Source organism: Geobacillus sp. GHH01 (genome assembly GCF_000336445.1).
In the GTDB taxonomy this organism is placed as follows: Bacteria; Bacillota; Bacilli; order Bacillales; family Anoxybacillaceae; genus Geobacillus; species Geobacillus zalihae.
This window is the reverse complement of sequence record NC_020210.1, coordinates 2423201-2446637: the sequence shown is the minus strand read 5'-3', so window position 1 is coordinate 2446637 and position 23437 is coordinate 2423201. Positions and strand designations below refer to the sequence as shown.

Annotated in this window: 20 protein-coding genes and 1 pseudogene; 16 read left to right on the top strand and 5 right to left on the bottom strand. The window is 53.5% G+C overall.

All coding sequences use genetic code 11. From position 1 onward, the window contains the following. Positions 1-132 precede the first annotated feature (132 nt). From GHH_RS12025 to GHH_RS11980, 9 genes and pseudogenes are all read left to right on the top strand, one after another. Positions 133-2181 (top strand): methylmalonyl-CoA mutase family protein, encoded by a 2049-nt coding sequence (locus GHH_RS12025; protein WP_015375353.1) that lies wholly within the window; start codon positions 133-135, stop codon positions 2179-2181. Beyond that, positions 2165-4360, top strand: a complete 2196-nt coding sequence (scpA, locus tag GHH_RS12020) for a methylmalonyl-CoA mutase (RefSeq protein WP_015375352.1) — start codon at positions 2165-2167, stop codon at positions 4358-4360. Before GHH_RS12025 ends, scpA begins: the two co-directional genes overlap by 17 nt. After that, positions 4357-5505 (top strand): methylmalonyl Co-A mutase-associated GTPase MeaB, encoded by a 1149-nt coding sequence (gene meaB, locus GHH_RS12015; protein WP_015375351.1) that lies wholly within the window; start codon positions 4357-4359, stop codon positions 5503-5505. The genes scpA and meaB overlap by 4 nt, the downstream gene beginning before the upstream one ends. Before the next feature lie 32 nt (positions 5506-5537). Beyond that, the gene (locus GHH_RS12010; protein ID WP_011231850.1) at positions 5538-5975 is read left to right on the top strand and encodes a BrxA/BrxB family bacilliredoxin; all 438 of its coding nucleotides are present in this window, start codon (positions 5538-5540) and stop codon (positions 5973-5975) included. A 245-nt stretch (positions 5976-6220) separates the two neighbouring features. Then, positions 6221-7504: pseudogene (locus GHH_RS12000) on the top strand (IS1634 family transposase); the annotation flags it as partial. A 470-nt stretch (positions 7505-7974) separates the two neighbouring features. Next, complete coding sequence (locus tag GHH_RS11995; RefSeq protein ID WP_015375348.1) at positions 7975-8382, top strand: AbrB/MazE/SpoVT family DNA-binding domain-containing protein; 408 nt, start codon at positions 7975-7977, stop codon at positions 8380-8382. Then, on the top strand, positions 8369-8707 hold the full coding sequence (locus GHH_RS11990; protein ID WP_015375347.1) for a type II toxin-antitoxin system RelE/ParE family toxin: 339 nt from the start codon (positions 8369-8371) through the stop codon (positions 8705-8707). Before GHH_RS11995 ends, GHH_RS11990 begins: the two co-directional genes overlap by 14 nt. 89 nt (positions 8708-8796) lie before the next feature. Next, positions 8797-9771 (top strand): aromatic acid exporter family protein, encoded by a 975-nt coding sequence (locus GHH_RS11985; RefSeq protein ID WP_015375346.1) that lies wholly within the window; start codon positions 8797-8799, stop codon positions 9769-9771. Positions 9772-9839: 68 nt separating this feature from the next. Then, a complete protein-coding gene (locus tag GHH_RS11980; protein WP_015375345.1) occupies positions 9840-10346 on the top strand; it encodes a L,D-transpeptidase in 507 nt (168 codons plus the stop codon). A gap of 44 nt (positions 10347-10390) precedes the next feature. Here GHH_RS11980 and prli42 read toward each other — a convergent pair whose 3' ends face one another. Further along, positions 10391-10483, bottom strand: coding sequence for a stressosome-associated protein Prli42 (prli42, locus tag GHH_RS19210; RefSeq protein ID WP_012820630.1), 93 nt, complete (start codon positions 10481-10483; stop codon positions 10391-10393). A 213-nt stretch (positions 10484-10696) separates the two neighbouring features. On the opposite strand from prli42, the gene mce reads away from it, so the two are divergent. The 6 genes from mce to gndA all read left to right on the top strand — a co-directional run bounded on the left by mce (position 10697) and on the right by gndA (position 16520). Further along, on the top strand, positions 10697-11119 hold the full coding sequence (gene mce / locus GHH_RS11975; protein ID WP_015375344.1) for a methylmalonyl-CoA epimerase: 423 nt from the start codon (positions 10697-10699) through the stop codon (positions 11117-11119). After that, positions 11116-12666, top strand: a complete 1551-nt coding sequence (locus tag GHH_RS11970; RefSeq protein WP_015375343.1) for an acyl-CoA carboxylase subunit beta — start codon at positions 11116-11118, stop codon at positions 12664-12666. The genes mce and GHH_RS11970 overlap by 4 nt, the downstream gene beginning before the upstream one ends. Positions 12667-12948: 282 nt before the next feature. After that, positions 12949-14073, top strand: coding sequence for a tripeptidase T (locus GHH_RS11965; RefSeq protein WP_015375342.1), 1125 nt, complete (start codon positions 12949-12951; stop codon positions 14071-14073). Positions 14074-14189: 116 nt separating this feature from the next. Next, positions 14190-14675, top strand: a complete 486-nt coding sequence (locus GHH_RS11960; protein ID WP_015375341.1) for a chemotaxis protein CheW — start codon at positions 14190-14192, stop codon at positions 14673-14675. Positions 14676-14757: 82 nt separating this feature from the next. Then, a complete protein-coding gene (locus GHH_RS11955; protein WP_012820645.1) occupies positions 14758-14949 on the top strand; it encodes a hypothetical protein in 192 nt (63 codons plus the stop codon). 161 nt (positions 14950-15110) lie between these two features. Continuing rightward, positions 15111-16520, top strand: coding sequence for an NADP-dependent phosphogluconate dehydrogenase (gene gndA, locus GHH_RS11950; protein ID WP_015375340.1), 1410 nt, complete (start codon positions 15111-15113; stop codon positions 16518-16520). Between the two features lie 165 nt (positions 16521-16685). On the opposite strand, the gene GHH_RS11945 is transcribed toward gndA, so the two are convergent. The 4 genes from GHH_RS11945 to GHH_RS11930 all read right to left on the bottom strand — a co-directional run bounded on the left by GHH_RS11945 (position 16686) and on the right by GHH_RS11930 (position 21147). Next, a complete protein-coding gene (locus GHH_RS11945) occupies positions 16686-18611 on the bottom strand; it encodes an FtsX-like permease family protein (protein WP_015375339.1) in 1926 nt (641 codons plus the stop codon). Next, on the bottom strand, positions 18608-19363 hold the full coding sequence (locus GHH_RS11940; RefSeq protein ID WP_015375338.1) for an ABC transporter ATP-binding protein: 756 nt from the start codon (positions 19361-19363) through the stop codon (positions 18608-18610). Before GHH_RS11940 ends, GHH_RS11945 begins: the two co-directional genes overlap by 4 nt. Before the next feature lie 93 nt (positions 19364-19456). Beyond that, positions 19457-20461 (bottom strand): sensor histidine kinase, encoded by a 1005-nt coding sequence (locus GHH_RS11935; RefSeq protein WP_015375337.1) that lies wholly within the window; start codon positions 20459-20461, stop codon positions 19457-19459. Continuing rightward, positions 20461-21147 (bottom strand): response regulator transcription factor, encoded by a 687-nt coding sequence (locus GHH_RS11930; RefSeq protein WP_015375336.1) that lies wholly within the window; start codon positions 21145-21147, stop codon positions 20461-20463. Before GHH_RS11930 ends, GHH_RS11935 begins: the two co-directional genes overlap by 1 nt. Before the next feature lie 333 nt (positions 21148-21480). Between GHH_RS11930 and GHH_RS11925 the strand changes: the two genes are divergently transcribed. Further along, positions 21481-23292, top strand: coding sequence for a YncE family protein (locus tag GHH_RS11925; RefSeq protein WP_011231821.1), 1812 nt, complete (start codon positions 21481-21483; stop codon positions 23290-23292). The last annotated feature ends 145 nt before the right edge of the window (positions 23293-23437 follow it).

Genomic DNA, 23437 nt, shown 5'->3' with positions numbered 1-23437 from the left:
TAAACATAGAAACCGTTTTTTCCCACACGAAGCGTCATCAGCGCTTCGTTCTGAGCAGACGGGTTCGAGAGGGAAAGGTGCGGCTTGAAAAGAAAGCGGTTTCTTATGTCTGGAAGGCAAAGGGGGATCGGAATGAGCGATGTCGCAAAGATGAAGGAAGCGGCGTTTCCGGCTCCGAGGGTGGAGGAGTGGGAGCGGGAAGCGGAAAAGTCGCTGAAAGGCAAGCCGCTCGAGCGGCTTGTATCGATGACGTACGAAAACATTGCGGTCAAACCGCTCTATACGCGCCGCGATGTGGAGGCGCTCGGCCCGCTTGAGCAGTACCCGGGCTTTGGCCGCTATGTGCGCGGGGCGCGGCCGGAAGGGTATCGGGGCGAGCCGTGGAAGGTGAGCCAGGAGATTTCGGCAGCGAGCCCGTCCGACTGGAACGAGGCAGTGAAGCACGACTTGGAGCGGGGGCAGACGGAAATCCATCTTGCCCTTGGTCGGCTGCCGTTTGCCGTCGAGTCGGTTGATGATGTGGCGGCGATGTTTGATGGCGTGCCGCTGGACCGCTATTCGCTCCGTGTGGACGCCGGGGCGCGGTCGCTTTCGTTTTTGGCGCTGTTGGCCGCTTATTTAGAGGAACGGGGAGTGCCGCTATCGAGCGTACGGGGCGCGATCGGCATGGATCCGCTCGGAGCGTGGGCGGAACAGGGGACGCTCCCGTGTTCGCTTTTGCGGCTGTATGATGAAATGGCGGAAGCAACGAAGTGGACGAAGGAACAGATGCCTGCCGTCCGCACGATTTTGGTGCGCGGCGAGCCGTACCATAACGGCGGGGCGAACGCCGTGCAGGAGCTGGCGTTTGCGCTGGCGGCGGCGGTCGAGTACATCCGCGCCGGGCTGGATCGGGGGCTGACGGTGGATGACATCGCGACACGGATGCAAGCGTCGTTTGCGGTTGGGGCGGACTTTTTTATGGAAATCGCGAAACTGCGGGCGGCGCGGCGGTTGTTTGCGCAAGTGATCGAAGCGTTTGGCGGCGGTGAATCAGCAAGGCGGATCGAGCTGCATGTGCGCACGTCGCCCTTTACGAAAACGGTGTACGACCCGTATGTGAACATGCTCCGAGCGGCGGCGGAAGCGTTTGCGGCCGTTGTCGGCGGCGCCGATGGCGTGCACGTGTCGCCGTTTGACGAGGCGCTCGGACTCGCTGATGAGTTTTCGCGACGCATCGCCCGCAACACGCAGCTCATTTTGCTCGAAGAGGCGCATGTGGCGAACGTCATCGATCCGGCGGGCGGCTCGTATTATGTGGAAACGTTGACCGCCAAGCTCGCCGAAGAAGCGTGGAAGCTGTTCCAGCGTGTGGAGGAAAAAGGCGGCATGGCGAAGGCGCTCGAAGACGGCTTCGTGCAGACGGAAGTGGAAGCGGTCGCCAAGCGGCGGCTGGATCGTGTCAAGACGCGGAAGGAAAAAATCGTTGGCACGAACGTGTACGCCAATTTGGAGGAAACGCCGGTTGAAAAACCGAAGCAAGACGCAGCGAACGTGGCGCCGCCGCTGGATGAAAAGCGGGTGGCCGATATTCGCGCCTCGCTCGCGGGCGGGAAGTGGATGGAAGCGGCGATTCGTGCGGTTCGTCGTCGAGCAACCGCTCGGGAGATCGCGGCGGCGTTGGTCGATGGGAACGCGGTTGTTGCCATCACGCCGATTCGGGCATGGCGCTTGGCCGAGCCGTTTGAGCAGCTGCGGAAGGCAGCCGAGGAGTATGCCGAACGCACAGGAAGCAGGCTTTCCGTTCACTTGATCAATATCGGGCCGCTTGTCCGTCATCAAGCGCGCGCCGATTTCATCGCCGGGCTGTTTGCGGCCGGCGGGGTGGCGGCCGAGCGGAGCGATGGCTTCGCCTCGGTCGCGGAAGCGGTCGAATGGGTGCGGAACACGAACGGGACGCATTATATCGTGTGCGGCGCCGATGACGATTATCCGGCGTTCGTTCCAGCGTTGGCTGAGGCGTTCAAGCAAGCCAAGCCGAACGCGAAGCTGTATGTCGCCGGAAAGCCGCCGGAAGAGCTTGAGAGAACGTACGCGGACGCGGGCGTGGACGGATCGATTCATCTCGGTTCGAACGCGTACGATGTGATCGTGGCGTTTCTAACGGAAAGAGGGGTGGCGCTTGATGGCGAAGTACGTTGATTTTACCAACATGACGCTTTCCGACGCAACGGCCGATGTGGATGAGAAACAGTGGAGAGACGCGGTGGAGCGGCGCGTGCAAGCGTCGATCGATGAGCTGTTGTTTCAGACGAACGAACACATTGCGGTGAAGCCGCTTTATACAAAGAATGACATCGATGGGCTCGATTTTCTTGATTATATGCCCGGCTTGCCGCCGTACTTGCGCGGGCCGTACCCGACGATGTACGTCGTGCGGCCGTGGACGATCCGCCAATACGCCGGCTTTTCGACCGCTGAGGAGAGCAACGCCTTTTATCGGCGCAACTTGGCGATGGGGCAAAAAGGGCTGTCGGTCGCCTTTGACTTGGCGACGCACCGCGGCTATGACTCCGACCATCCGCGCGTCGTCGGCGACGTCGGCAAAGCGGGGGTGGCCATCGACTCGGTGCTCGATATGAAAATTTTGTTTGACGGCATCCCGCTCGACCAAATGTCAGTGTCGATGACGATGAACGGGGCGGTGCTCCCGATTATGGCGTTTTACATCGTCACCGCCGAAGAGCAGGGAGTGACGCAAGACAAGCTGTCCGGCACGATCCAAAACGATATTTTGAAAGAATATATGGTGCGCAACACGTACATTTATCCACCGGAGATGTCGATGCGCATCATCGCCGACATTTTCGCCTATACGGCCAAATACATGCCGAAGTTCAACAGCATCAGCATTTCCGGCTACCATATGCAAGAAGCCGGGGCGCCGGCCGATTTGGAGCTGGCGTACACGCTCGCTGACGGGCTTGAGTACGTGCGCACCGGCTTGAAAGCCGGCATTGACATCGACTCGTTCGCGCCGAGGCTGTCGTTTTTCTGGGCGATCGGCATGAACTACTTTATGGAAGTGGCGAAACTGCGGGCGGCGCGCCTCATGTGGGCGAAAATGATGAAAACGTTCAATCCGAAAAATCCGAAATCACTCGCTCTCAGGACGCATTCGCAAACGTCGGGTTGGAGCTTGACTGAGCAAGATCCGTTCAACAACGTCGTGCGCACGCTCATCGAGGCGCACGCGGCGGCGATGGGGCATACGCAGTCGCTCCATACGAACGCCTTGGATGAAGCGATCGCCTTGCCAACCGACTTCTCGGCGCGCATCGCCCGCAATACGCAGCTGTACTTGCAGGAAGAAACGGGCATTTGTCGGACGATCGACCCGTGGGCCGGTTCGTATTACGTCGAGACGTTGACGAACGAGTTGATGAAGCGGGCGTGGGCGCATATCGAAGAAATCGAAAGCTTAGGCGGGATGGCGAAAGCCATTGAAACCGGCATCCCGAAAATGCGCATCGAAGAAGCGGCGGCCCGCCGCCAAGCGCGCATCGATTCAGGAGCGGAAACGATCATCGGCGTGAACAAATACCGCCCGGAAAAAGAAGAGCCGATCGACATTTTGGAAGTCGACAACACCGCCGTGCGCCAGCGGCAAATCGAGCGGCTGAACGAGCTAAAGGCGACGCGCGACAACGAGCAGGTCGAAGCGGCGCTTGACGCCATCACGAAAGCGGCGGAAACGGGCGAGGGGAACTTGCTCGAGCTTGCTGTCCAAGCGGCGCGCGTCCGGGCGACGCTCGGGGAAATTTCGTATGCGATCGAAAAAGTGGCGAGCCGTCATCGCGCCGCCATCCGCTCGATCAGCGGCGTTTACAGCTCGGAATACAAAAACGAAGCGCAGCTGGAACGGGTGAAGCGACGGGTTGAGCAGTTCGCCGAACTCGAAGGACGCCGCCCGCGCATCTTGATCGCGAAAATGGGGCAGGACGGCCATGACCGCGGGGCGAAAGTCATCGCCACGGCGTTTGCCGATTTAGGATTTGACGTCGACATCGGCCCGCTCTTCCAGACGCCGGAAGAAACGGCGCGCCAGGCGGTCGAAAACGACGTGCACGCTGTCGGCATCAGCTCGCTCGCCGGCGGGCATAAAACGCTCGTGCCGCAGCTTGTGGCGGAGCTCGAAAAACTCGGCCGCGGCGACATTCTCGTCATCGTCGGCGGCGTCATTCCGCCGCAAGACTACGCGTTTTTGTATGAGCACGGCGCCGCGGCCATTTTCGGACCGGGCACGGTCATTCCGGAAGCGGCGGACAAAGTGCTCGATGAAATTTACGCCCGGCTTGGCTATGAGGAAGTGAACCAATGAACGGCGAAGAGAAACGGCGGGAACAGGCAAGCGGCCAGAGCGCAGTTTCGGATGGGCAGCCGCGGCGCCCGGAATGGGCGGACGGCAATGGTCTGTCGTCGTACGTGCAAGCCGAGCGCCCGCCGGCGCCGAAGCGGCTCGTGCGGCGAAAAGAACGATCGGTTAAAGAATACGTCCAAGGAGTGCTCGCCGGCGACCGCACCATTTTGGCGCAGGCGATTACGCTTGTCGAAAGCAATGCGACCAGACATATGGATCTCGCCCAGCAAGTGCTCAATGAACTGCTTCCGCACGTCGGCCGCTCGATTCGCATCGGCATCACCGGCGTGCCGGGAGCAGGAAAAAGCACGTTCATTGAAGCGTTTGGCACGTTTTTATGCGAGCAGGGCCATCGCGTCGCCGTCTTGGCCGTCGACCCGACGAGTTCGTTGACCGGCGGCAGCATCCTCGGCGACAAAACGCGGATGGAGGCGCTCGCCCGCAATCCGCTTGCTTTCATCCGTCCGTCCCCATCGGGCGGGGCGCTTGGCGGCGTACACCGAAAAACGCGCGAGACGATGATGCTGTGCGAGGCGGCCGGCTATGACATCATCCTCGTCGAGACGGTCGGCGTCGGGCAAAGCGAGTTTGTCGTCCGCGGGATGGTTGACTTTTTCTTGTTGCTCGCCTTAACCGGCGCCGGCGACGAGCTGCAAGGCATGAAGCGCGGCATCATGGAGCTGGTGGACGCCATTGTCATCAACAAGGCGGACGGCGATAATAAAGAAAAAGCAAAAGCGGCGCAAAAAGAATACAACCAGTTTCTCCATTACCTCCGCCCGGCCACGCCCGGCTGGGAGACGAAAGCGTACACATGCTCGGCGCTTTTGGGTGAAGGGATCGCCGACATGTGGCGCGTCATTCAAACGTTTGTCGAAACGACAAAGCGATCCGGCGTCTTTTTCGACCGCCGCCGCCAGCAGCAAAAAGACTGGATGCACGCCATGATCAAAGAATATATCGAAACGCGCTTTTTCGCCGACCCGATCGTGAAAGAAAAGCTCCCGATGCTCGAGAACAGCGTCATTTCCGGCGCCAAGCCGGTCACCGCCGCCGTCCGCGAGCTGATCGAGGCGTATGAACGGAAGCGGGGCGGTGAACTGTGATATGATAAAGGCAAATCGAAGGAGGTGTTGAGATGTTCCAATTTCAATTTCCGCTCTATAACGACATCGTCGAACAAGCGCGGCGCGAAGCGGTCGAAGCCGGATTTGAAGAGCTACGCACGCCGGAAGACGTCGATGCGGCATTCCGCCGTCCGGGCACAACGCTCGTGCTCATCAACTCCGTGTGCGGCTGCGCCGGCGGCATCGCCCGTCCGGCAGCGGCCCACGCGGTTCATTACGACAAGCGCCCGGACCATTTAGTAACTGTCTTTGCCGGCCAAGACAAAGAAGCAACCGCCCGCGCGCGCGAATATTTTGTCGGCGAGCCGCCATCCTCGCCGTCGTTCGCGTTGTTAAAAGACGGGAAATTGTGCGCCATGTTGCACCGACACGACATCGAAGGGCACGAACCGGTCGCTGTCGTGCAAAAGCTGCAGGCGCTGTTCGATGAATATTGTGAGGAAGTGTGAAAGGAGAACCCGAAGTTCCAAAAGGGACTTCGGGTTTTTGCATGACCATTATTGTTTGTGATAATAGAAATGAAGAAGGAAATTGATCGTATCAGTCAAATAAATGAGCAACAAGTCACAACTGTTTTAGATGGTGTTTCAGAAAATGTCATGAGTAAAATTTACAAAGAATGGGTATTAAAATTATTACTGTATCGAAAAGAATGGCTCGTAAATTGGTATATGGAGACCTCCCTCTTTAGGTGTTTCATGCCGATACGACCGATAAGACGGTATATGGTGCGTACGAAACGAACTCGACCGAAGTCTTGCAAATCACCTATGGCTACAATCGGCATCATTATTGGCAAAAACAGATGGGATTCGGGTTGGTCGGCAATCAAGACGGCCTTCCGTTTTACGGAGATGTGCACGACGGCCATCTGCCCGATAAGACATGGAATCCTTCCGTGTTGGCACGGATGAAAGAATAGTTTGAACGCGCGGGAATCGAAGACGAATGGATTTACGTGGCCGATTCGGCCGCCATGACGCGCGGCACCTTGGCGCAAACGAAAGCCGCCAACGCCTTTTTGATCACGCGCTGCCCGGCTTCGCTTCGGATCGGCAAAACGGCGCTGGACCAAGCCGATGCCGAGGACACGCCGTGGAGCGATCCGTTCGTCTTGGCAGAGAAAAACGGCGCCGCGTATCGAGTGTGGGAAACCGCCTCGACGTATGAAGGCCATCCGGTTCGGCTGATCGTCGTTGAATCCAGCGCGCTGGACCAACGAAAAGGGAAGAAACTTGAAAACAAACGGAAAAAAGAAGCAGAGCTTCTTTCACAAGAACAAGCCCAATGGGAGAGCCGCCTGTTTTCCTGCCGGGAAGACGCCGAACAAGCGCTGGCGTCTCTCAAGGCTTCCCTTCGCCCTCGGTTCCATCGCGTCGAGGCGTCCGTTGACGAGGTCATTCGCCCGAAAAAACGGCGCGGACGGCCGAAAAAAGGGGCGGAACCGGAGGTGGAAACGCGGTTCGCCCTTCGCCTGAACGCGGCATTCGACCAAGAGGCGTGGGAGCGGGCGAGACGGAAAGCGTTCCGTTTTGTCTTGGTCACGACCGTTCCGGAGGAATGGAAGGGCCAACCGATGGACGCGAAAGAGATCTTGAAGCTGTATAAAGGCCACATCTCGGTGGAAATGAACTTTGCCTTTTTGAAAGACCTGTTCTTTACGGATGAAATCTATGTAAAAAAACCGGAACGGGTCGCGGTGCTGGGGTATTTGTTTTTGTTGGCGTTGGCCATTTATCGCGTCTTCCAGCGCCGGGTGCGCCAATTCATTACTCCGGAGCAGCCTCTAAAGGGCGCAGGAGGACGCAAACTGACCCGGCCGACGGGGCAAGCGATCTTTCAGTTGTTTCAGTATGTCAAAGTGGTGCTTCTCAAGCAGCCAGACGGGCAAATCCAACGTGCGTTAAGCCAACCGCTCACGTACGAGCAGCGAAGGATTCTGCAAGGGTTGGGGTTGGACGAGAGCATTTACGTCTAATGGGATAAAGAACGACCAGCGATGGTAAAAAAAGGATTGCCATCGCTCGTTGTGTTGGTTCAAAAGTTATTCTAAAAAAACAAATAAAAAATCCTTTCGTTCTACTTAGTAGGGGTGCGAAATGTGAGTTCCAATGTCAAATGAATCCTTGAAATACAAGGAAAGTGAAGGAATTTCCACACCATGGACGTTCGAATTCGTATCATTTATGAAAGTTCCTATTTGAAATAATAATCGCTATCTTTGAGGACCTTGGCCTCCATCAATTGAGCGTCGTTTTGTTCAGGAATTCTCCGCTTTGTTCCACTAGGATGTTAGTGTTTGCATCAATCTATTCCTCTTCCGCAAACATTGAACACTTCTCCTCCCTACGGTATGGGAAAATCATTGTGTTTGTTTCCCCACCATGCTATGATCATTAGTAAAGAAACCAAGAAATTTGGTTATTTTTTTGGAAGGAGGGGAATAATATGGTACCATCAGATTCGATGACAAAGGAGAAGGTACCGATGGACAATATCCCTAACCGTAAGAAAAACCTTGTGAAACGAATTGCCGTATCGAGCAAAAAACAAATTACGATCCCAAAGGATTTTTATGAGCAATTAGGAATTGGAAACGAGGTGTTAATTGAGTTAGCGGATAATAAGTTAATTATTCATCCTATTCATGAGGATCATTTTGACTTTTCCGATCTGATTTTAAAAGACTTGATCGAAGAAGGATATACAGGCGAAGAACTATACAAAGAATTTGTATACCGTAAATCGCAAATTGCCCCTGCATTCAACGCGATGATTTCTGAGGAAAGACCGAAGGCAAAAACGTATACCGCGGATACGTTAGAGGAGTTATTCGGCGAAGATGATGAACAATAATCGGCTGCAATTGCTCCCAAAAGCAGAAAAAACCATCAAAAAGCTGACAAAGAAAGATCCGGTGCTGAAACAGCGTTTGAAAGAAGCCTTGCGGGAGATTCTTTCCCATCCAACGGAAGCAGGAGAAGCGAAAACAGGGGATTTGGCAGGGATTTACGGTTACGACATTTATCATCAAGGAGTCAATTACGAAATCGCCTATTTTATTGATCAGGATGAAAGCGGGAATATGGTGGTCGTTGTCTTGGCGGGAACCCGCGAAAATTTTTATGATGAGCTGAAGCGTTATATGAAAGCGAACAAAGCGAGACTTCCTAAACCATAGCTGTGATAGGTTAAGAAAAACAATGGCCATTTTACCTCTCTCTTCATGTCTTGTCTGCCGTTGTTGATACGATAAAAGGAGACGGCGCGATGAAAATCGGATATCGGACGTTAAAAACCGCGGTGGGGGCGGCGCTAGCGATTGCCATCGCTCAGCTGATCGGCCTGCATAATTTCGCTTCCGCTGGCATTATCGTCATTTTATGCGTCCAAGTGACGAAAAAGCGGTCGCTTGAGACCGCTCGGGCCCGTTTTGCGGCGTGCGTCGTTGCGGTCGGGTTTGCGGCGTTGTTTTTTACCGTCTTCGGCTATCATCCGTGGACGATCGGGCTGTTGCTGCTGCTGTTCATTCCAGTGACCGTCAGGCTGAAGGTGAACGAGGGCATTGCCACAAGCTCGGTCATTATTTTGCATTTGTATGCGGCCGGGGACATCACGTGGGGATTGATCGCCAATGAGATCTTGCTGGTGGCGGTTGGCATTGGTGTAGCGCTGCTGATGAACATGTATATGCCGAGCGCCGAGAAGCAGCTCAAAGAGTACCAACGCATCGTTGAGGATTTGTTCCGCATCATTTTAAAAGAAATCGTCCGCTACTTGCGCACCAATGAACTCGATTGGGACGGAAAAGAGCTGCCGCTCGCCGCGGAGACGATCGAAAAAGCGAAAAAACTCGCCATGCGCCACGCCGACAACCAATTATGGCGGAATGAGGATGAATATGTCCGCTACTTCCGCATGCGCGAGCGGCAGTTGGAAATCATTGAGCATATGCTTCCGCTTGTGACGTCACTTACCTATACGGTCGAGCAGCGGATGATGATTGCGGATTTTATCGACGAATTAAGCGACGCCATTCATCCGGGGAATACGGCGGACCGCTTTTTGCGGCGCCTTGCCGAGATGCGCGAACAGTTTAAGGCGATGCCGCTGCCAAAGACGCGCGAGCAGTTTGAAGAGCGGGCGGCATTGTTTCATTTGGTGCGCGAATTGGAGCGATATTTAATCATCAAAAGCGAATTCCACCCCGGAAACGAACGAAAACCGCAGCGGCTGAAGGCATGATGCAGGGCATATGTCCATCTGTTTTGGCGCACACTATAGCCAAACATTCAAGCAAAGGATGGACGGATATGCGGGTATGGTTGGCCATTTGTCTCGTGCTCACCGCCGTGTTGGGGGCGCCTTTCCAGACAGCGGCGGAGGCGAAGCCGCTCGTGATTGTGAACAAAGCGATCAATAAGCTCGCGCTCGTCCGCGACGGCCGCATCGAAGCCGTTTATCCGGTGGCGACCGGGGTCAATGCCGATTTGACGCCGGAAGGAATGTTTACGGTGACGGTGAAGGCGAAACACCCGTATTATCGGAAAAAGAACATCCCGGGCGGGGCGCCGAACAATCCACTCGGCGCAAGGTGGATCGGCTTTAACGCGCGCGGGACGGACGGGCGCACGTACGGCATTCATGGCACGAACAACCCGGCGTCGATTGGCGGCTACGTTTCGCAAGGCTGTGTGCGCATGCACAACCGCAATGTCGAGCAGCTGTATGAACGGGTGCCCATCGGCGCCAACGTGCTCATTCTCCGCAGCAACGAATCGTTTTACGCCATTGCCAAACGGTACGGCGCTGTCCAATGAAAAACGCAAGCTCCGTTTCGGAGCTTGCGTTTTTTTGGGCAGGTTTAAAACCACATGCTGATGCCGGCGAGGAGCGTCGTCAGCAGCATGCAAATGAGCATCAAGTAAACCACGAATTTTTGCGTTTTGCGCGACAACGGTCCGTCCTCCTTCCGTCCGCTGTTCTACGTTTATTGTAACGGCAAACAGCGGAGCGGACAAGGAAAAAAGCAGGATGAGAGATGAAACGAACCGCTCCATGGCTTGACCGTTGCGCAGACAAAGAAAAACAAAAAAAGCAGGATTTTTTGTCGAAACGGCGAATAATAAAACGTTGGCCTCATCATTTTGCAGCAAAGGAGACCAAGACGATGCAGGTGAAAAAAGTCGACCATATCGGCATTGCTGTCCGCTCGATCGAGAAAGCGCTTCCGTTTTATATGGATGTGCTCGGCCTGCCGTTTCTCGGCATCGAGGAAGTTGAGTCGGAACAGGTGAAAGTGGCGTTTCTGCAGGCCGGAGAGGCGAAGCTTGAGCTGCTCGAGCCGCTGTCGCCAGAGAGCGCGGTGGCGAAATTTATCGAGAAACGCGGCGAAGGGATCCATCACGTGGCGCTTGGCGTCGAGGACATCACCGAGCGCATCCGTGAGCTGAAGGAGCACGGCATCCGTATGATTCAAGATGCGCCGAAACGCGGCGCCGGCGGGGCATGGGTCGCGTTCATGCACCCGAAATCGACCGGCGGCGTGTTGTATGAGCTTTGTGAACGGACGAAAACGGAGGGACATCAATGAGCGACATGTACGACAAAATCAACGAACTGTATGACCGCCGACGTGAGATTGAACTGGGCGGGGGCGATGAGAAAATTGAACAGCAGCACGCGAAAGGGAAGCTGACGGCGCGCGAGCGGATTGACTTGCTGTTGGACGAAGGGACGTTTGTCGAGCTCAATCCGTTCATCGAGCACCGCTGCACCGATTTTGGACTTGGCGAAAAGAAGGGGCCGGGCGATGGGGTCGTCACCGGCTACGGGAAGATCAATGGACGCACCGTGTTTGTGTTTTCGCAAGATTTCACCGTCTTCGGCGGCGCGCTTGGGGAAATGCATGCGAAAAAAATCACGAACATCATGGATTTGGCGGCGAAAACCGGGGCGCCGGTCATCGGCTTGAACGATTCGGGCGGCGCCCGCATTCAAGAAGGGGTCTTGTCGCTTGACGGGTACGGGCACATTTTTTACCGCAACGCCATTTATTCCGGCGTCATCCCGCAAATTTCCGTCATTATGGGGCCGTGCGCCGGCGGGGCCGTCTATTCCCCGGCCATCACGGATTTTGTGTTCATGGTCGAAAAAACGAGCCAAATGTTCATCACCGGTCCGAAAGTGATTGAAGCGGTGACCGGGGAGAAAATCAGCGCCGAAGATTTAGGCGGCGCCCGCGTGCACAACACGATCAGCGGCAACGCTCATTTTGCGGCGGCGAATGAAGAGGAGGCGCTCGCCGAGGTGCGGCGGCTGCTTGGCTATTTGCCGTCAAACAATAACGAAAAGCCGCCGTCTGGCCCGATTCCGGACGGGGACGACTACCGCCCCGATTTGGCCGATGTCGTGCCGATTGACGCCGTCCGCCCGTACGATGTGCGCCACGTCATCGCCCAAGTCGTCGATGACGGATCGTTTATGGAAGTGCAAAAAGATTTCGCCAAAAACATCGTGATCGGCTTTGCCCGCATCAAAGGCGAAGTGGTCGGGCTTGTGTGCAACCAGCCGAAGTTTATGGCCGGCGGGCTGGACATCGACTCGTCGGACAAGGCGGCGCGTTTTATCCGTTTTTGCGATTCGTTCAACATCCCGATCATTACGTTTGAGGACGTCACCGGCTTTTTCCCGGGCGTCAAGCAGGAGCACGGCGGCATCATCCGCCATGGGGCGAAAATTTTGTACGCCTACTCGGAAGCAACGGTGCCGAAAATTACGGTCATTTTGCGGAAAGCGTACGGCGGCGCCTACGTCGCCTTAAACAGCAAATCGATCGGCGCCGATGTCGTTTATGCGTGGCCGAACGCCGAAGTGGCCGTCATGGGGCCGCAAGGGGCGGCGAACATCATTTTCGCGAGCGAAATTGAAAAAAGTCCGAACCCGGAAGAAACGAGGGCGCAAAAAATTGCCGAATACCGCGAGAAATTCGCCAATCCGTACGTCGCCGCCAAATACGGCATGATCGATGACGTCATCGACCCGCGCGACACGAGAATCAAGCTCATTCAGGCGCTGGAGATGCTTCGCCATAAGCACGAAGAACGGCCGAAGAAAAAGCATGGCAACATTCCGCTGTGAACGAACGGGGGCCAAGAGGCCCCTTTTTTGTTGCTCGGCCCTTCATTTTCGCACGGGGATTCACGTATGTCAGGCTCTTTCCGATGCCGTGCTTTCCAATCGCTCACCGGATTTTTTCGCCTATATACGGACTCGACATTTGATCCGGCAGTCCGCGCCGGTACATTTCGAGCGCGTCCGTATGCGTCTTAGGCGTGCGGATCGTTCCGGCGTCCGGTTTGGCTCTTGGCGGAACATTTCGGTATACTTAAGGTGGAATACATAAGCAGGAGGAAGAAAGTTATGGTCAATGAACAGCGTCTTGTCGACGAATTTTTGGAACTCGTGCAAATCGATTCAGAAACGAAGCATGAAGGGAAAATCGCCAACGTGCTCAAACAAAAGTTTGAAGCGCTCGGACTCGAGGTGATCGAAGACGATGCCGCCGCGAAAACGGGGCATGGGGCGGGCAACTTGATTTGCACGCTCGCGGCGACGAAAGACGGGGTGGATCCGATTTATTTCACGTCGCATATGGATACGGTCGTGCCGGGCAAAGGCGTGAAGCCATCGATTCAAGACGGCTATGTCGTCACCGACGGGACGACGATTTTAGGGGCGGACGACAAGGCGGGCTTGGCGGCGATGTTGGAAGCGATTCGGGTGTTGAAAGAGCAAAACATCCCGCACGGCGTGATCCAGTTTATCATCACCGTCGGAGAAGAGTCGGGGCTTGTCGGGGCGAAGGCGCTCGATCCGTCGCTCATCCAAGCGAAATACGGCTATGCCTTGGACAGCGACGGCAAAGTCGGCAACATCGTCGTCGCCGCCCCGACGCAGGCGAAGCTGAAAGTGGTTGTGCATGGCAAAACCGCTCATGCCGGTGTGGCGCCTGAAAAAGGGGTGTCAGCCATTACGATTGCGGCGAAAGCGATCGCGAAAATGCCGCTCGGCCGCATCGACGAGGAAACAACGGCCAACATCGGCCGCTTTGAAGGCGGCACGCAAACGAACATCGTCTGCGACCGCGTCGATATTTTAGCGGAAGCCCGCTCGCTTGTCCCAGAAAAAATGGAAGCGCAAGTGGCGAAAATGAAAGAGGCGTTTGAAACGGTCGCCGTGGAAATGGGCGGCCGCGCCGATGTCGAAGTGGAAGTGATGTACCCTGGCTTTAAGTTCAGCGACGGCGACCATGTCGTGGAAATCGCCAAACGGGCGGCGGCGAAAATCGGCCGGCCGTGCAAGCTCGAGCGAAGCGGCGGCGGCAGCGATGCCAATATCATCGCCGGCTTCGGCATTCCGACGGTCAACCTCGCTGTCGGCTATGAAGAGATCCATACGACGAACGAGCGGATGCCGATTGAAGAGTTGGTCAAACTGACGGAAATGGTCATCGCCATTGTCGAAGAAGTCGCCAATGCCGAGTGAGCATCCCGAGGCTGGATGCTCTTTTTCTCGAGCGGAGAACATTCGCGCTGAAAATAGGATGAAAGCTGCCGATAAAAAAAGCAAAGGCAAGATGTTGAAGAAGAGAGGGCTGGGGAATGGACAAATACGTCATCTTTCGCGTTGAGCGGGAACAGTACGCCGTTTCGATCGCGTATGTCGTCTCGATTGAAAAAATGACAGAGCCGACCGCCGTTCCGCATATGCCGGACTATATGGCCGGCGTCGTGCGCATCCGCGGCGAGCTTGTGCCGGTGCTTGATATGCGGGAATTGTTGTACGGAAGAGCGATTGAGGAAACGGATCAGACACGCCTCATTGTCGCCGCTGTGGATGGCTTGTCGGTCGCGTTTATCGTCGATGAGGCGAAAGAGATCGCCGATATTGAGCCTGAGGCCATTAAACCGCTTCAACTGATGTCCGCGGAGCGCACGCCGTATGTAGTCGGGATGGCGGCGCAAGCCGACCGGCTGTTGACCGTGCTTGACCCGCGCGTCTTGTTTGCCCATTTGGACGAGGCAGAGGAGATTCGCGAGCAGGTGGCCGCTGCCCAAGCCGCTGCCCGGGCAGGAGAGACGGTATAGGTGTTTGCCTATACCGTTTTTTCTTCCGCGCATATCCTAATCATGGAAATGAACTTCAACTCATGAAGAGGAGGCGCATTCCATGGTTCGACCGTTTGGCCCGTATCCGGGCGGCTTTTATCCGCCGTACTTTGGCGGCTACGGCCACTATCCGTATGGCTACTATCCTTATTGGCACGGGGGCTACGGCGGCTATCACCATTTTCCATACGGGATGTATGATGGCCACTATCCGTTTTCCCCATACGGCTTCCCGCACTATGGAGGCTACTAAGCATGAGGGGCGTTGCGCCCCTTTCATTTTCAATATGAAAATGGCAAACAAATCCGTCGTGCAGACTCGTTCATAAATCGGTTTAGAAAAACTTGCAGGCAAACGTAAACGTATGGTATGTTGTTTGATGAACAAACCAAAACGGAAAGGGACGTTGAATCATGGCGAAACAGCAAATCGGCGTCATCGGACTGGCGGTCATGGGGAAAAACTTGGCGTTGAACATTGAAAGCAAAGGCTATTCAGTGGCGGTATACAACCGTTCGCGCGAAAAAACGGACGAGTTTTTGCAAGAAGCGAAAGGAAAAAACATTGTCGGTACATACAGCATCGAAGAATTCGTCAACGCCTTGGAAAAACCGCGGAAAATTTTGCTGATGGTGAAAGCGGGAGCGCCGACGGACGCGACGATCGAACAGCTGAAGCCGCATTTGGAAAAAGGCGATATTGTAATTGACGGCGGCAATACGTATTTTAAGGATACGCAGCGCCGCAACAAAGAACTCGCCGAACTTGGCATCCACTTTATTGGCACGGGCGTCTCGGGCGGCGAGGAAGGGGCGCTGAAAGGCCCGTCGATCATGCCAGGGGGCCAAAAAGAAGCGCATGAGCTCGTGCGCCCGATTTTTGAAGCCATCGCCGCCAAAGTCGACGGCGAGCCGTGCACGACGTACATCGGTCCGGACGGCGCGGGGCATTATGTCAAAATGGTGCATAACGGCATCGAATACGGCGACATGCAGCTGATCGCTGAAGCGTACTTCCTGCTCAAACATGTGCTCGGCATGGATGCTGCAGAGCTGCACGAAGTGTTCGCCGACTGGAACAAAGGCGAGCTGAACAGCTACTTAATCGAGATCACGGCCGACATTTTCACGAAAATCGATGAAGAAACAGGCAAGCCGCTTGTCGACGTCATTTTGGACAAAGCCGGGCAAAAAGGGACGGGCAAATGGACGAGTCAAAACGCCCTCGATTTGGGCGTGCCGCTGCCGATCATCACGGAATCGGTGTTCGCCCGTTTCCTCTCGGCGATGAAAGACGAGCGCGTGAAAGCAAGCAAAGTGCTGGCAGGCCCAGCGGTGAAGCCGTTTGAAGGCGACCGCGGCCACTTCATCGAAGCCGTGCGCCGCGCGCTTTATATGAGCAAAATTTGCTCGTACGCCCAAGGATTTGCGCAAATGAAGGCGGCTTCTGAGGAATACAACTGGAACTTGCGCTACGGTGATATCGCCATGATCTTCCGCGGCGGCTGCATCATCCGCGCGCAATTTTTGCAAAAAATTAAAGAGGCGTACGACCGTGATCCAGCGCTTTCGAACTTGCTCTTGGATCCGTATTTCCAAGACATCGTCGAACGCTACCAAGACGCGCTCCGCGAAATCGTCGCCACCGCGGCGATGCGCGGCATTCCGGTGCCAGGATTCGCCAGCGCCCTCGCCTATTACGACAGCTACCGCACCGCGGTGCTCCCAGCCAACTTAATCCAAGCGCAGCGCGATTACTTCGGCGCCCACACGTACGAACGCGTTGACAAGGAAGGCATTTTCCATACGGAATGGTTGAAATAAAGAAAAAAGCCCTTAGAGTCATTCACCACTCTAAGGGCTTTTCGTGTTCGATAAAGCTAAAATTCGTTCCGTCAACTGGAACTGCATCTTCAGAATGGGATGACCACTGATCGAGTGGGCGAACGTTGGAACGGTTTTGGTTCTTCCCTCACTCGCTGCATCGTTTTAAAGCGCCTCGCGAATTAGCTTTTTGTAATAACGAACGGACAACACGCCAAACAGCGAATAGCAGACCGTGTAAATCGCCATCACCGTCAACATCGGCGTCCACAGTTCGGTGCCGAAAAAGAACCAGCCGGAACGGACGGCGAAATAGCTGTGAGATAATCCGAGCAGCAACGGAATGCCAAAGTAGAACAGCTGTTTCCGCCGAATGCCCCCGAGCAAGTCTTTTTCAGTGAATCCCAGTTTGCGCAAAATGGTGTAATTCGGCCGCTCTTCTTCGCCGGCGCCCATTTGCTTGAAGTAAAGAATGCAGCCGGATGTGACCAAAAAGACGAGTCCTAAAAAGGTGACGACAAACATGATCAATCCGAACGTTTGCTTTCGGTGGCGGCTCATCATCAGGCGCGAATCGGCGATGGAGGAAAACTCCATGCGTTGAAACAACTGATCAGCCCGTTCAATATTTGTTTCGTCAGTCAGATGAATTCCGATATGCACCTTTTTCTTTTGTGGATCGGTTTCTTTTTGCAAACGATCAAACATCGTTTGGTCGACGATGACAGTCGGCATGCCGTACGTGAAATGATAGTTGACGTAATAGTCTTTTTTCATCCCAAGGTAATGAAGCGGGACCATGCGGCCGTTTTCTTCTAAGCGAATCGTTCCCGTTTCTTTAAACGGCAAGAATTGACGGAGCATGTCCCGATATCCCGTCAGCAGTGCTTCATTAGGCTTGACATCGATGCGGCCTGTACTTGTGTCGCTGATCACCGATAGCGGCGCGGCGGACGGCTGAAACTGGAGCCGGCTTTGATCAGCGATGTCCAAAATCATCGAAATATCAGTCGGTGCTTCGATGACATCGATCATCGTTTCCCGATAGCGAATATCATGAGATCGCAGCGCCGCCGTAAAACGGGCGGCATCCTTTTTGTCCGTAAACGCGAAATCGGCGGCGACGTTGTTTTTGGCTGATTGCTCGGCTGAATAATAGGAAATATAGCTTAGTGAGATCAACCCGATCGCGATGGCCGACACGGTCGTGATGATCGTAAGCAGCAACGCGTTCGATTTCATGCGAAACATGAGCGACGATACCGATAGCACGTCGTTGATAGACAAATAGCCACCTTTTTGTTTTCGCCATAGGTGGAACAGAAAGCTGATCGTTCCTTTGAAAAATAAATAGGTGCCGATGATGACAGCGCCTAAAATGAACGCCATGGCCATGAATAATCCTTGAACGCTCTTCCAGTCGCTGCTAAACAATTTCGTCGATATACCATAGCCGCTGCCGATGAGGATGATCCCCACCATCCCCACGACCATGTTCCATACGGATACGTGTTTTGCTTCGGTTGTGGATGTAGTGCGGAACAAGGATAAAATCGTCTGTTTTTTGAGAAACAAGCGGTTCATCCCCATCATGAGGACATCAATCACGCTGAACACAATCAACGTTTGCACCAATGCTCGGCCAGAAAAGGAGAGAGATGCCGCTAGCGGAATATCGATGATTTTAAACAAAATCATCATCAACAGCTTGGAAGCGGCAAATCCCACCAATATGCCGATGATCAGTGTGCCGTAATAAAGAATGACGTTTTCGGCCGCCAGCATAAAAAAGATGTTTCGTTTCGTCATGCCGATCAACTGCAAAAGAGCGATCTCATGGCTCCGACGCTTGATAAACAGGGCGTTGGCGTACAAAAGAAAGACGGCGACAATCACGATAAGAAGCACCGCGCCTGTGCGGACGGCCGCCGCGCCTTTCACTCCCCCTTTGATGGCATCAAGCGATGGATCGTACTGCAATGTCACGAACGCGAAATACAAGGCGGAAGTAAACATCAAGGCAAACACGTACAAATAATAATGTTGGATGTTTTGTTTCAAGTTGCGGAACAGGAGTTGCTTCATGCTCATGGCCGAACACCGCCCAGCACGCCTTGCGTTTGCATAATGGCTTGGAAAAATTGCTGCCGCGTTTCCGTTCCTTTATACAGTTGCGTATACAATTGTCCGTCTTTGATAAAAACGACACGGCCTGAGAAACTGGCGGCGACCGGATCGTGGGTGACCATGATGATTGTCGTCTTCCGTTTTTTATTAAGTTGTTGCAGCTTGTGCAATAAATCGGAAGCCGATTTTGAATCGAGTGCGCCCGTCGGCTCATCGGCAAAAATGATGCTCGGTTCATGGATGAACGCCCGCGCCGCCGCAGCGCGCTGTTTTTGCCCACCAGAAATTTCGCTCGGATAGTGGTTTTGGATGTCAGTAATGCCAAGTTCAGCCGCCAATTCTGCAAATTTCTTTTCCGCTTCTCGCTTGGGCGTTTTCGTAATCGATAAAGGCAAAAGGACGTTCTCCTTCACCGTCAGCGTGTCAAGCAAATGATACTCTTGAAAGATGAATCCGACATGGCGTTTGCGAAATTCTGCCAGCTCTCGGTCTTTCATGGCGACGACGTTGTTTCCTTCGATGAAAATAGCGCCCTCGCTCACCCGGTCGATTGAGGAAAGAACGTTGAGGAGCGTCGTTTTCCCTGATCCAGAAGGCCCCATGATCGCGAGAAATTCCCCCTTCTCCACACGCAGATCGATGCCTTTGAGCACTTCTTGTAGGTTCTTTTTCGTTCCGTACGTTTTGTAGATGTTGGTTGCTTCCAATATGACCATCTCGTTTTCCCTCCTTCGTTTCTATCATAAGCAATGGGGTTGGTTTTTTCCTGCGTTTGGCCGAACAAAACGAAACCGCGTGTGACAAAATCGTCACATGCGGTGCGTGCGGATGATGTCATTTTCTTGTGGAAATAGGATCGTAAATGTCGTTCCGCGTCCGGGCGTGGATTCGACATGAAAGTCAAGAAGAAGCGGTTTGGCGGCTTTTTTCGCCAAATACAGCCCCATCCCCGTCGCCGCTTCATTTTGGTGTTCGGTGGTGGAGGTGAATCCTTTCTCGAAAATGCGCGGCAAGTCCTTTGGATCAATGCCCAAGCCGAAATCTTGAATTTGCAAGCGGGCATGGCCGTTTTTCATAAAGCTTTTCACGACAATGTCAGATGACTCGCTGTATTTCACCGCATTCGTGATGATTTGCCGGATGATAAAAGAAAGCCATTTGGCATCGCTTAGGACGGAGCGGACGTCCAATTGAAGGTCAAAGCCGATGCCTTTTTGCATACACCACGATTGCAGCGGTTTAATCTCATTGATGAGAAGCGGCTCAAGCTCGACTTGTTCGATATATAAGTCGTTTTCCATGTGTGGAAGCCGTCGTTGATGAAGTTGCTGATCAAGAAGCAGATGAATGCGCAGCCACTCGTACAAGAGTTGCGCTTTCGTGTTTTCGTCCCCGACCCGTTCGATGATGAGCCGCATGGCCGTCAGCGGCGTTTTCATTTCGTGAATCCATGACAACAGTTCATCTTTCTCTTGTTCCAACGTGGCGAGGTGTTCTTTCAGCTCCTGTTTCCATTGGTCCGTTTGGCTGGCGAGGACGCGTTCGACGATCTTCTCCAGTGGGCTTGCCGCCTGCAGGGCAGAGACGGGATCGAGGCCGCGCTCCCACTCTTGCAAACGTTGATAAAATGCCGTTTCTTTTTTCCAACGGATGATGACAAAGACAACAAAGATGATAGTCGTTAAAAAGACGATGTAAAGGATGGAGGAGAGCGGAATCGTCGGATCCAGATAAGCGACAAACAGGATGAACAGCTCCAGAAAGAGAAAGAGGGCCATCCAGCTTTTTCGTTCCCACAAATAGTCTTTGATCATCAGTGGCTCCCTTCTTCCGTAGCCATATAGCCTTGCCCAATTTTCGTTTCAATGAAGCGGCCCAAACCGAGTTCGTCGAGTTTTTTCCGCAGGCGGTTGACGTTGACGGTCAGCGTGTTGTCGCTGACAAACCGTTCGTCTTCCCATAGCCGTTTGATCAGCTCCGTCCGAGCAACGATCTGGTTTTTCTTGGCCAATAAATGTTTCAAAATCAACAGCTCGTTTTTCGTCAGCTCCACTGTTCCGTGTTCATTTGAGACTGTGCTTTTTTCATAGTCGACCGTTGCCCCGCACCATGTTTGCAGCTGAACGGGTCCGGCATTGTAGTTGTACACGCGGCGGAGCAGCGCTTGGATTTTGGCGATCAGCACATCGAAATGAAACGGCTTTTGGATGTAATCATCAGCTCCAAGCTGCATCGACATGACCATATCAGTCGGGTGGTCGCGCGATGATAAAAACAAAATCGGGACGTTCGAATGAGCACGAATCTGGCGGCACCAGTGGAACCCGTCAAATTTCGGCAGCTGGATGTCGATGATCACCAAGTGCGGCTTGCAAGCAGAAAACTCTTCCATCACACGACCGAAATCGCGGATGCCGCAAACGTCGTACGACCATTGTTCCAAACGTGCTTTGATTTCTTGAAACAACGTCACATCATCTTCAATGAGCAAAATGTTCAATTTTGCCTCACCCCACTTGTTTCTATTGGGAGTTCCGTTTTCATTATATTTGTTTCACCGTTCGGGGGAAAGGAGGTTCAAAATGGAAAGCATGAAAATGCATTACACAGCAAAGCGATGGCCGCTGTTCGTGATCGGCGGCAGTTGGTGCATGCGGCCGAACAGGGGGCGTATGGCAAAAAGAGCTTGAAGTGATGATCAACGGTGGGCTATCATGGATATTGAGGATGGATAAGGAATGGTCAAATGTCGGTGCTCGATTGTTTGAGCTATGCTATGCGCAAGGAATGTATAAGGAAGGAATTAGAAATCATTGTTTGACGGGGGATTGGAATGGGAACAACATTTAGGAAAGGTTTTTTATTTTGTCTCTTCTTGTTTATCTGTCTTTTCCATGTGTTTCCTTCCGCTAAAGCGGAAGCGGCCGGACCGCGTACGCAACAGCTTCCTGGGCGCGTGCTCGATTGGGTCATGGATGATCAAAATGGGTATATTTATGCGCTCACGGAAAAGGGGATGTTATTATTTATTGAAGCGAGCACATTGTCGATCAAAAAGCAGGAACCCGTTTCTCTGCGGGCATACAGCGCTTTATGGCGGAAATATGCCCAGCGGTCGGTCACTCTTCTTTTGCGGGACGGGAAGCTGTATGTGCCGTCTGAAACATCGATAGACGTTTTTGACGTCAAAACGAAACGGCTGATTCAACGAGCCCCGTATAACGGATTGCCGTTTGGCTTATTAGGCAACAAAATCGTAACTTTCGGAAAGCAGTACGGGCGCGGGAAGACGACGTATGAGATGTACATGTGGGATTTGGCGGCGAAACGCCAAACAAGCCGGCTGATTGCTGATCCTAACTTTTTTTCCGTTTTTTCAGAGGAAAATACGTTGTTTTTCGATGAGAAGCGAGGTCTGGCCTTCATCGGCCGCAATGTTTCCATTCCTGATTTAGCGGTATTGCGCCTGTCCGATTTGAAGGTGGTGAAGCGAGTTTCGTATCAAGGGCCGAGAGGCAGCGCGCCCATCCATCCGCTCATCGTTGACGGAAGCGATGTGTTTTTTGCGGGAAGGCGCATTGATGCCGGAAATATCAACATGGTGCACGACTGTTATAACGGCCCCGTTTTAGATGTTCAAGGGGCCTACGTGGTGACAAATAAGGCGGTGTATGACCGTTACACCTCTGCTAAGATAAACGCGCTTCCATTCCCGACGAACTATGCGTTGATGGATGCAAAGTACAATTTGTATTTGATCAAAGAAGGGGAAAATCGAATTTATAAATATCCATTGCCGGCCGATGAGAGCTATTATGTTCGATCGTCCCATTATGCTTTCACCAATGTCCCCATTTCCCATTTGGCTTATGATTCGTCGACCGGATGGTTGTATGTGTTGTCCGCCGAAGACAGCAAACTGTTTGTCATTCGCGCCAGCGACATGAAAATGGTGAAAGAAATTCATCCCGGACCGCAGCCGACGGATGTAAAAATTGATGGCGGCAAGGTGTATGTTGCGCTATCGGGAGCGACGAAAATGGCGATTTACGACGCCAAAACAATGCGGTTTCTTGGAACGGTGCCGCTGATCGCTGCTCCGCGTTCATTGGCGATCGGGGACGGGAAAATTTTCTTCACGGACAATAGCCGCACGTTGACGGGATCGATTGCCGTTTATGATATGAAGACGAAAAAACAATGGCGAATCCCAAAGGTATTCATCAATCCGTTGATTGGGTATGACGAAAAACAAAATGTATTGTATGTCGGACAGGAAGGAACATCGGATCATGATCTGTATGCGGTGCGGCTTTCCGATTGGCATGTTTCGCAACTATTGTCCTTCCCTGGAGGGGATGATGCCTTTTTTATGAACGGCGGGGAGATTTTTTACGGAAAGGCGCGCATCAATCCAGCCCAGCCCGGCGCATTGGTGGCCGCTGAATTTCCGGAGCCGCTGCGGGCGGCGAGCCGTCAATATATCATCACCAGCCGTGCCATTTATAACCGGGCAACAGGAACGAAAATCGCCGATTTGTCATCTGAAGCGTTGCTCGCAACGGCTGGAGATGATGGAATGATCTTCACGTATCGAAAAGTGGCTACGAACCATTATTTGATTAAGCAAAAACTGTCTCAATAAAATTGCCATTGCTGGGAGCGTTGGTGCTCTCCAAAGCGCATGAAACAGTTTTCACAACGTCTAGACGGGCTTCGTACCTCCGCCCGTCTAGTTTTATAAAGAAGCAAATATGTCATAATGAGGATGATGCCCAAGGGTGAATTTT

Bases quoted from the DNA above. Each gene is read 5' to 3' on its own strand.
- GHH_RS12025 (WP_015375353.1), top strand. From the start codon at position 133: ATGAGCGATGTCGCAAAGATGAAGGAAGCGGCGTTTCCGGCTCCGAGG.
- scpA (WP_015375352.1), top strand. From the start codon at position 2,165: ATGGCGAAGTACGTTGATTTTACCAACATGACGCTTTCCGACGCAACG.
- meaB (WP_015375351.1), top strand. From the start codon at position 4,357: ATGAACGGCGAAGAGAAACGGCGGGAACAGGCAAGCGGCCAGAGCGCA.
- GHH_RS12010 (WP_011231850.1), top strand. From the start codon at position 5,538: ATGTTCCAATTTCAATTTCCGCTCTATAACGACATCGTCGAACAAGCG.
- GHH_RS11995 (WP_015375348.1), top strand. From the start codon at position 7,975: ATGGTACCATCAGATTCGATGACAAAGGAGAAGGTACCGATGGACAAT.
- GHH_RS11990 (WP_015375347.1), top strand. From the start codon at position 8,369: ATGATGAACAATAATCGGCTGCAATTGCTCCCAAAAGCAGAAAAAACC.
- GHH_RS11985 (WP_015375346.1), top strand. From the start codon at position 8,797: ATGAAAATCGGATATCGGACGTTAAAAACCGCGGTGGGGGCGGCGCTA.
- GHH_RS11980 (WP_015375345.1), top strand. From the start codon at position 9,840: ATGCGGGTATGGTTGGCCATTTGTCTCGTGCTCACCGCCGTGTTGGGG.
- mce (WP_015375344.1), top strand. From the start codon at position 10,697: ATGCAGGTGAAAAAAGTCGACCATATCGGCATTGCTGTCCGCTCGATC.
- GHH_RS11970 (WP_015375343.1), top strand. From the start codon at position 11,116: ATGAGCGACATGTACGACAAAATCAACGAACTGTATGACCGCCGACGT.
- GHH_RS11965 (WP_015375342.1), top strand. From the start codon at position 12,949: ATGGTCAATGAACAGCGTCTTGTCGACGAATTTTTGGAACTCGTGCAA.
- GHH_RS11960 (WP_015375341.1), top strand. From the start codon at position 14,190: ATGGACAAATACGTCATCTTTCGCGTTGAGCGGGAACAGTACGCCGTT.
- GHH_RS11955 (WP_012820645.1), top strand. From the start codon at position 14,758: ATGGTTCGACCGTTTGGCCCGTATCCGGGCGGCTTTTATCCGCCGTAC.
- gndA (WP_015375340.1), top strand. From the start codon at position 15,111: ATGGCGAAACAGCAAATCGGCGTCATCGGACTGGCGGTCATGGGGAAA.
- GHH_RS11945 (WP_015375339.1), bottom strand. From the start codon at position 18,611: ATGAGCATGAAGCAACTCCTGTTCCGCAACTTGAAACAAAACATCCAA.
- GHH_RS11940 (WP_015375338.1), bottom strand. From the start codon at position 19,363: ATGGTCATATTGGAAGCAACCAACATCTACAAAACGTACGGAACGAAA.
- GHH_RS11935 (WP_015375337.1), bottom strand. From the start codon at position 20,461: ATGATCAAAGACTATTTGTGGGAACGAAAAAGCTGGATGGCCCTCTTT.
- GHH_RS11925 (WP_011231821.1), top strand. From the start codon at position 21,481: ATGGGAACAACATTTAGGAAAGGTTTTTTATTTTGTCTCTTCTTGTTT.